Source organism: Streptomyces sp. NPDC033131, assembly GCF_055578365.1.
In genome coordinates this window covers 422345-428983 of the sequence record NZ_JBVIPA010000003.1, presented here as the reverse complement: position 1 = coordinate 428983, position 6639 = coordinate 422345, and the positions used below count along the sequence as shown (strand labels likewise).

Below are 6639 nucleotides of genomic sequence, written 5' to 3'. Positions count from 1 at the left end.
GCCCCTCAAACGGGCCCAGCACCGCAACTGGACACCACCCGCACCGGACACCCTCACCATCACTCGGCGAGACAGAACTTAAGTCACCGGCATTGGGGCTAGCCGCGGGCCGCCTCCGGGTACAGGCGTACCCAGCCCTCCCAGGCGGAGATGATCATGTCCTGGACGTCGTGCTTGGCCTTCCAGCCCAGTTCGGCGGAGGCCCGGTCGGCGGAGGCGACGACGCGGGCCGGGTCGCCCGGGCGGCGTGGGGTGACCGTCGGGGGGCGGTCGTAGCCGGTGAGGGCGTTGATGCGGTCGATCATCTCGCGGACCGAAACGCCTTCCCCGCGGCCGATGTTGAGGGTGAGGTCACGGCCGGGGGCGGCCTGGAGGGCGCGGGCCGCCGCGACATGGGCCTCGGCGAGGTCGACGACGTGGATGTAGTCCCGTACGCAGGTCCCGTCCGGTGTCTCGTAGTCGTCGCCGAAGATGCGCGGGGGCGCGTGGTCCGTGAGCTTCTCGAAGACCATGGGGATCAGGTTGAAGACACCGGTGTCCGCGAGTTCGGGGCTCGCCGCGCCCGCCACGTTGAAGTACCGCAGCGACGCCGTGGACAGGCCCGTCGCCCGGCCCGTCGCCCTGACCAGCCACTCGCCGGCCAGCTTCGTCTCGCCGTACGGCGACATGGGCACGCAGGGCGTCTCCTCCGTCACCAGGCCGCCGTGGCGCTCGGTGTCCGGCATGCCGTAGACGGCCGCGGAGGAGGAGAAGACGAAGGACGGCACGCGCGCCTCCGACACGGCCACAAGGAGGACGCGCAGGCCCTCGACGTTCTGCCGGTAGTAGTGCAGCGGCAGGTCCATCGACTCGCCCACCTGCTTCTTCGCCGCCAGATGGACCACACCGGTGACCTCGTGGTCGGCGAGGGTGCGGGCCAGGCGTTCGCCGTCCAGGGTCGAGCCCACCACCAGCGGTACGTCCTCGGGGACGCGCTCGGCGATGCCGGTGGACAGGTCGTCGTACACCACGGTCCGCTCGCCCGCCTCGGTCATCGCCCGTACGACATGTGCCCCGATGTAACCGGCGCCGCCGGTGATCAGCCAGGTCATGTGCGGCCGTCCCCTCGTCAGTTGGCCTGTGGTGGTGCGTGTCGCCTGCGCGTGCCGGGTGCGGTTCGGCTCCCGTCATCAGTGAAGCAGGCGGCGCGGTCCGGTGCGGGTGACCGTGACGACTCGGTGTGGAGGGACGGCGACTCCCCGTGCCGGGTCGGGCACCCCGGCGGGTGGCCGGGTCGGGCGGCCCCGCTACTCGCGGCCCGCCATCTCCTCCAGCGCCGCCGCATCCAGTGTCGACGTGAGCTGGTCGAGGCGTTCGCGCAGCTCGCGCAGTTCGTCGAGGTCGAAGCCGGTCGCCTGGAAGATCCGGCGCGGTACCCGGAGTGCCGGCTCGCGCAGCGCGGCGCCCTCCTCGGTCAGCCGCACCTCCACGGAGCGCTCGTCGCGGGCGCTGCGCTCCCGTCGGACCAGGCCGGCCGCCTCCAGGCGCTTGAGCAGCGGCGACAGCGTGCCGGAGTCGAGGCGCAGGTGTTCGCCGAGTTTCTTCACGGGGGTCTTGCCCCGCTCCCACAGCACCAGCATCACCAGGTACTGCGGGTAGGTCAGCCCGAGGTCCTTGAGGAGCACGCGGTAGACGCCGTTGAACGCGCGCGAGGCGGCGTGCAGGGAGAAGCAGATCTGGCCGTCGAGGCGCAGCCAGTTCTCTTCCTGGGCTGTGGCGGCAGCTGATGCGCTGGAGGGGGTCGGCGTGCGGGTCATGCCTCCAGGATAGCGCCAGCGAGCCATTCAATTGTGCACAACTGAATTGTGTGCTCTACTAGTGGTCGTGCGGCGGCCGGACAGGCCGCCGAGACGTGACTCGAGAGGGATGGATTTCCATGGACGCGCTCTACACCGCTGTCGCCACCGCCACCCACGGCCGGGACGGCCGTGCCGTCTCCTCCGACGGCACCCTGGACCTCGCGCTGGGCATCCCGGTGGAGATGGGCGGCAACGGGCAGGGCACCAACCCGGAGCAGCTGTTCGCCGCCGGTTACGCCGCCTGCTTCGGCAGCGCCCTCGGCCTGGTCGGCCGGCAGGCCAAGGTCGACGTCAGCGACGCCGCCGTCACCGCCGAGGTCGGCATAGGCAAGCAGGGCGAGGGCTTCGGCCTCAAGGTCACCCTCCGCGTCGAGCTGCCCGACACCGTGGACGAGGCGGCCGGCCGCAAGCTGGTCGAGCAGGCCCACCAGGTCTGCCCCTACTCCAACGCCACCCGCGGCAACATCGAGGTCGACCTCGTCATCGAGTAACCCCCGGTCGGACACACAGAGTCGCACTCCGAGGCTCACGCTCAGCGCGTGGGCCTCGCTGCCGTCGGCCCCGCGCCGGCACCGCCCCTGCCCGCTCCACGCCATCACCGAGTGGGCGGACGGCGGCGGTGCGCTCGGCGCGGGTCGACGTCCGGGCGAGGCCGTCGCGGACGTCCGCGAGCCGCCTCGCCCTGGGAGCCGGACGACCTGACACGGCTGGGACGCCGGACCCGGCCGCTCGTCACCCCAGCGAGTGGGCCCGTTCGGCGCGGTCCTGCGCGGGCAGCGTCACCGGCTCCCGGACGACTCGCTCCAGCAGCAGCGGCACCCCGAGTACCGGCAGCAGCCACGCCAGCACCATCAGCCGGTCGCCCCAGATGTTGATGTCCGGGTGCCCGGCCTGCGTGAGGACCCCGGTGAAGGCGGCCGCCACCAGGAACCCGCCGAACGCCCGGCGGTGTCCTCGCAGCGCGCCCCACGCCCCCGCCGCCAGGGCCGCCGCGAACAGCGGCTGCCACAGCTGCCGACGCAGCCACTCCGTCCAGAAGTTCGCCTGCAGATGCAGGAACTCCGGCCACGGCCGGGTCCGGTCGGGCCGGGTGAAGTGGTTGGCGAGCAGATCCTGGACGCTCTCGGACGCGGACGGGTAACGCAGCACCCTCGCCAGCAGCAGCGTCCCGACCACCGCGCAGCAGCCCACGCCCGCGAGCGCCACGACCCCACGTCCCACGTCCCGCTCCCGCCCCCGGCGCCGTACGCCGATCACCAGCCCCGCCCCCGCCAGGCTCAGCCCCAGAAACAGTGCCTGCGAGTGCTTCACCGTGAACAGCGCCGCCAGCGAGCCGCCCACCAGCACCAGACCGGCCCGCGTCCGATGCCCGTGCAGCACCAGCGCGCACCCCCACACCGCCGCCAGGGTCAGCGCCAGCAGCAGGCCCTCGGTCATCGGCCGCATGGCGGTCGTGCCGCACGGCAGCACGTAGTACAGCGCCTGACCGGTCAGCGCGAGCGGCACCGGCAGGGACAGCGTGCGCAGGATCAGGAACGCCAGGATCCCGCCCGCGACGGTGATGACGACACCCGCCGCCCACATCCCCCAGATCACGCCGAGCACGGTGACGAACGGCAGCAGGAACACCGGGTATCCGGGACGCGCCTCGAAGATCCGCAGGAACCGCTCGGAACTGAACGGCGCGGTGTGCCCGCCCGTCTGCCCCGCCCGCATCCGCGCGTCCACCTCCCGCCAGGCCGTGGCCCGGCAATCCGTCCTGACCTGCCGACGCGGATCCGGCGCGTGGAAGCGCACGACGTCCACCTTCTGCCGGCGGTACGCCGTCGACGCCTCGCCCGCGCAGGCGTATTCGATGGTGGCGGCCGCCGCCTCCCGCTTGCTGTCGCCGCGCAGGTCCAGGGCGTACGACAGGTAGTTCTTGGTGTCGGGGGTGTCCCGGCCGGTGACGTTCGCGAGCTGGAGCACGGCGAACACCGTGGCCAGCGCCAGCACCCAGGTGCGTGGCCTCATGAGCACACCGGCAGGTCACGGCCCGCGGCGGCCACCGACACCTCGTGGCCGACCGCGGCCGATCCGGGCGGCCCCCACCCGTACGCCCCGGGGGAGCCGGTCGCGTCGCAGACCGGGACCAGGAGGGACCGCCGGCCCACGACCCCGTCGACGCGGCCGCCGGGCCGTCCCCCAGGGCGCCACGTGGACGGCCGGGTCGGGGTCGGCCGCGAAGGACTGGAGGGCATGCGAACTCCCCGGAGCGAAAACGGCGTTCAGACGCGGTCGACGACGGCCAGCGGTGCGACGGCCAGCGGTGCGAGGGCCCGCGGTGGGACGGCCTGCGGTGGGACGGCGTACGGACCGGCGGTCTGCGGTACGACGGCGGGCAGGTCGAGGCCCCGCGGATCGACGGCCGGCGCTCCGACGGCCGGTGGGGCGGCGGGCGGCACGGTGGCCAGTGGCGGGCGTCCGAGAGCCGCCGTCGCGGACGGCACGGGGTGGCGCTCGTCGAGCGGCACGACCGGCGGCAGGTCCGTCTCTCCCAGCACCACATGGCGTACGACCCGCTCGGCGGCGCGTCCGTCGTCGTACGGGCAGAACCGCTCCCGGAACGCCGACCGCAGCTGGGCGGAGCGCGAGCCGCGCCAGTGACCGGTGGCGAAGATGTCGATCAGCTCGTCCTCGCTGCGCGCGACCGCGCCCGGCGCGAACGACCGCAGGTCGACGTAGGTGCCGCGAGCCGCCTCGTACGCCTCCCGGTCGTCCGCGAGGAGCACGATCGGCCGGTCGAGGTTGGCGTAGTCGAACATGATCGACGAGTAGTCGGTGACCAGCACGTCCGAGGCGAGGCAGAGCTGCTCGACGCTCGGGTGGTCGGTGACGTCGATGACCCGGTCCGCCGATCCGGCCGTCAGGGGCTCGCCGTAGGCGTGATGGGCGCGGGCGAGGACGACGTAACGGGGACCGAGAGTGCGCAGGACGCGCTCCAGGTCGAGGGCCGCGTGCTGGCTGCGGCGGTGGTCGCGGCGGGTCGGCGCGTACAGGATCGCGACCGAGCCCTCCGGGACGCCGAGGGTCTCCCGCAGCCGGGACACGTGCGCGGAGGTCGCCTGCTGGAAGACGTCGTTGCGGGGCTGGCCGTACTCGAGCGTGCGGTAGCGGCCGGGGAACACGCGCTCCCAGGTCAGGGTCGAGTGGCGGTTGGCGGTCAGGACGTGGTCCCAGGTGTCGACGCCCCGCAGGAGCTCCGCGAAGTCCGTGCCGCGGGCGGCCGCCGGGCGCTCCTGGAGGTCGAGGCCCATGTGCCCCAGCGGGGTTCCGTGCTGTGTCTGGAGGAGGACTTGGCCGGGGCGCTTGACCAGGCGGCGGTCGAAGTCGACGTTGCTGACCAGGTACTTGGAGCGGGCGAGGGCCGTCCAGTAGGCGGCCGTGCCGGGCCTGACGCGGCGGGTGGCGGACGGGATCGTGTGGTGGTGTTCGGGGCGGGCGACCCAGGACGTGCGGATGTGCGGGGCGTGGGTGCGGAACGCGTTCTCCAGGGCGCCCGGATTGCAGCCGTGACCGCGGCCGTCGTACGCGGTGAAGACGGCGCGGTCGGCGCGCAGCGGGAGACGGCGCTGGACGCGGTAGTGCAGCCGGAGCGCGCCGGAGCGCAGGGTCTTCAACAGACGGATGAGGGCCTTGACGCTGCGGCGGCGCAGGGCCGACGCCCGTTGCAGGGTGCGGAACGTGCGGTGCAGGCCCAGCCGGACCAGGGCGTGCCGCAGCCGGGAGCGCAGCGGGACCGGATGGCCGGGGGCGTGGTGGCGACGGCAGTGGGCGCGGGCCTGGCGCAGGAACTCGGCGCGCGCGTCGCGCGGCAGCCGGTCGCCGTGGGCGAAGACCGCCGTCAGGTGGTTGACCATGCGGCGGAACAACATCGGCCGCCACCGCGCCAGTTCGGGGCGCTGCTCGACGTACGCGAAGACACGGTCGTACTGCTCGAAGAGGTCGAAGTGGCGGCGGCTGGTGGTGCGGGTGATGCTCCCCCGCCGGCGCTGCCGGTAGTGGACGCAGACCCGGTCGAGGGTGGCGATCGACTCGGCGGCCATGAGGACCGGGTACGTCCACGGGACGTCCTCGTAGAGGCCGGACGGGAACGTGAAGCCCTCGCGCTCGACGAACTCCCGGCGGTACGTCTTGTTCCACACGACCGTCAGCAGCTTGAGCAGGCCCGGGCGGTCCTCCAGGCCGAAGGAAGCCGGGCCGCGTTCGGTGAGCTGGATCGCGGCCTGGTTGCGGACGGTCCGGCCCGACCAGTCGACGCGCGCGTAGTCGTGGACCAGGACGTCCGGCTCGCCGGTCTCCTTCAGGCGGTCGGCGATCGCCCGCAGCGCGTGCGGGGTGAGGGTGTCGTCGCCGTCCAGGAAGAGCAGGTAGTCGCCGGTCGCCACGCGCAGCCCGGTGTTGCGGGCGGCGCCCAGGCCCTGGTTCCGCGGCAGCCGCACGGGCCGTACGCGAGGGTCACGGGCCGTGAACTCGTCGATGATCGCGCCGCAGGCGTCCGGCGAGCCGTCGTCGACCGCGATCAGTTCCAGATCCGCATACGACTGGGAGAGCACCGAATCCAGGCACTCGTGCAGGTAGGCCTGAACCTTGTACGCGGGGACGATGACACTGAACCTGGGCAAGGGGACATCCAAGGGTCGTCGCGGGCGTTCTGCCCGGGAACGGCCGAAGGGATGATTTGGTTACGAAACGTTAGGGCATGTGGGGGACGATGGGGAGACGGCGGGGAGACGAAGGGGGCGGACCGGTGCGGCCCGCC

Annotated in this window: 5 protein-coding genes, 1 tRNA gene and 1 pseudogene; 2 read left to right on the top strand and 5 right to left on the bottom strand. The window is 72.9% G+C overall.

Going from position 1 to position 6639, the window contains the following annotated elements:
• Nucleotides 1-98: 98 nt before the first annotated feature.
• The gene (locus ACZ5XS_RS07230; protein WP_468648615.1) at nucleotides 99-512 is read right to left on the bottom strand and encodes an NAD-dependent epimerase/dehydratase family protein; all 414 of its coding nucleotides are present in this window, start codon (nucleotides 510-512) and stop codon (nucleotides 99-101) included.
• Between ACZ5XS_RS07230 and ACZ5XS_RS07225 the strand changes: the two genes are divergently transcribed.
• Nucleotides 480-568: transfer RNA gene (locus tag ACZ5XS_RS07225), tRNA-OTHER, on the top strand. The two genes, ACZ5XS_RS07230 and ACZ5XS_RS07225, sit on opposite strands and share 33 nt — an antisense overlap.
• Nucleotides 569-593: 25 nt before the next feature.
• On the opposite strand, the pseudogene ACZ5XS_RS07220 reads toward ACZ5XS_RS07225, so the two are convergent.
• Nucleotides 594-1091: pseudogene (locus ACZ5XS_RS07220) on the bottom strand (NAD-dependent epimerase/dehydratase family protein); the annotation flags it as partial.
• 195 nt (nucleotides 1092-1286) lie between these two features.
• On the bottom strand, nucleotides 1287-1796 hold the full coding sequence (locus ACZ5XS_RS07215; RefSeq protein WP_468648583.1) for a MarR family winged helix-turn-helix transcriptional regulator: 510 nt from the start codon (nucleotides 1794-1796) through the stop codon (nucleotides 1287-1289).
• 119 nt (nucleotides 1797-1915) lie between these two features.
• Between ACZ5XS_RS07215 and ACZ5XS_RS07210 the strand changes: the two genes are divergently transcribed.
• Nucleotides 1916-2329, top strand: a complete 414-nt coding sequence (locus ACZ5XS_RS07210) for an organic hydroperoxide resistance protein (protein WP_383859603.1) — start codon at nucleotides 1916-1918, stop codon at nucleotides 2327-2329.
• 241 nt (nucleotides 2330-2570) lie between these two features.
• Here the strand turns inward: ACZ5XS_RS07210 and ACZ5XS_RS07205 are convergent, their stop codons facing one another.
• Both ACZ5XS_RS07205 and ACZ5XS_RS07200 read right to left on the bottom strand, forming a co-directional pair.
• Nucleotides 2571-3851, bottom strand: coding sequence for a hypothetical protein (locus tag ACZ5XS_RS07205; RefSeq protein ID WP_468648581.1), 1281 nt, complete (start codon nucleotides 3849-3851; stop codon nucleotides 2571-2573).
• A gap of 254 nt (nucleotides 3852-4105) precedes the next feature.
• The gene (locus tag ACZ5XS_RS07200; protein WP_468648579.1) at nucleotides 4106-6502 is read right to left on the bottom strand and encodes a bifunctional glycosyltransferase/CDP-glycerol:glycerophosphate glycerophosphotransferase; all 2397 of its coding nucleotides are present in this window, start codon (nucleotides 6500-6502) and stop codon (nucleotides 4106-4108) included.
• Nucleotides 6503-6639 lie beyond the last annotated feature (137 nt).